Source organism: Paenibacillus sp. Dod16, from assembly GCF_049893405.1.
In the GTDB taxonomy this organism is placed as follows: Bacteria; Bacillota; Bacilli; order Paenibacillales; family Paenibacillaceae; genus Paenibacillus_AQ.
Genome location: NZ_JBNDYG010000115.1, coordinates 1 through 1,538 on the forward strand (window position 1 = coordinate 1; position 1,538 = coordinate 1,538).

Sequence of the window (1,538 nt, forward strand, 5' to 3'; positions counted from 1 at the left end):
GCGCTTGCGCTTAAGTCGAGTGGCATTCTCCAAAGCATGTCACGAAAAGGGAATTGTTACGACAATGCCGTCATAGAGAATTTCTTCGGCATTCTTAAGTCGGAGTTTCTGTACTACAAAGAGTTTGAAAGTGTGGAACATTTTAAGGAAGAACTAAAAAAGTATGTTGAATACTACAATACCAAACGGTTAAAGGCAAAATTAAAAATGAGTCCGGTACAGTACCGAACTCATTTTGAGAAAGCTGCCTAATGAAATAACCGTGTCTAACTTTTGGGGGTCACTTCAGACCGACAGGTTTTTAGTATTTAATGGGCATAGACTTAGCCTCAGTAACATCAATATGTTAGCACGAATCCCACTTCTCAATCTTCTACTTTATTACATCAGTTATTTTAAATCTCATAATCCTTCATTTTCTCTATGCTTCTACTGATGTGTTTTCTTAGTTAGACAGTCTTCTTCGGTAACGATAAAATTCACCCACTGATTTTACACACGATGTAAAAGTACTTTTCATAAAAATAGTGGTCCCGAAAGTCATTAACTTTGGGACCATCAAACTACTTCATTTATAATGTAAATTTCACATCTTGAATGCACATTTAACAATTATATTGTTTAGTCTCGCAGCGTATAATATCATCGAAATTTAGCCCTTCTCGATTTTCTAGTTAATTAAAATGAGTTGCCCCCAATAGGGCAACATTAAGAGCAGAATATGGTTACATACTTTATCAATCAGCTACAAAATTATTTCATCAGTTATATTCTTTATTTTCCAGTTACTAATATTATTTAACGCACAAAGGTGAGGTATCTTCGTTGACCACGGTAAAGAGCTACACCTGAAGCAGCCGCTTTTGCTTGTACGCTCGCTCGGACACCGTTAGGGATTTTTGTTGGAAAACTGCACCTCTTTCCTCTTTTTTAGTCACGAGCTTAAATAAATAATTGATAATTTTCTCCAACTATTTTCCTCTGTCTCGCTTAATAACTTGTTTAAAAATTTTCTTTCCTTCCTCTTCATATGGATAAAATAACACTCCATTTAGATTCCCATGAATCAGCCTACTATAGTCAGCTGTCCTGCTCTCAAAAACAACTAATGGATTCACCCCATGATAAGTAGGACGAATCCATTAATTATACATTGTTCGCTGTAATCTTAAGATGTCAACTAACGGATAGACACCAACTCTATTGTAAAAGCACTAACTTTAGTGTAAAGGCACTAACTTTAATGTCTCGGCACATCTTTAATGTCACCAGACTTTTGTGATATCCGTGATGATCACATTACGCCTTTTGGAGACTCAAAAGCTGTAACCACTCAGTAAGTATCATTTATAAACAATAAATGTGCCAACTTGGTTTATTCGTTGAATTTTCCTCAAAGCAAGAACGATACATATCTTAGTAAGACAAAAAGACTAGTGAAATCAGGGGTCTGATTAAACTAGTCTTTAAATTGGTCTCACTTAAAAGATATAATAAATCTCAATTATTAATAAAATCAATCTCAATTATAACCATTA

Annotated in this window: 1 protein-coding gene; it reads left to right on the plus strand. The window is 34.7% G+C overall.

Annotated elements, in window-relative coordinates:
- The coding region (locus tag ACPV3A_RS37620) for a transposase (protein ID WP_426204999.1) at positions 1–252 on the plus strand (252 nt) is incomplete at its 5' end.
- Between the last annotated feature and the right edge of the window lie 1,286 nt (positions 253–1,538).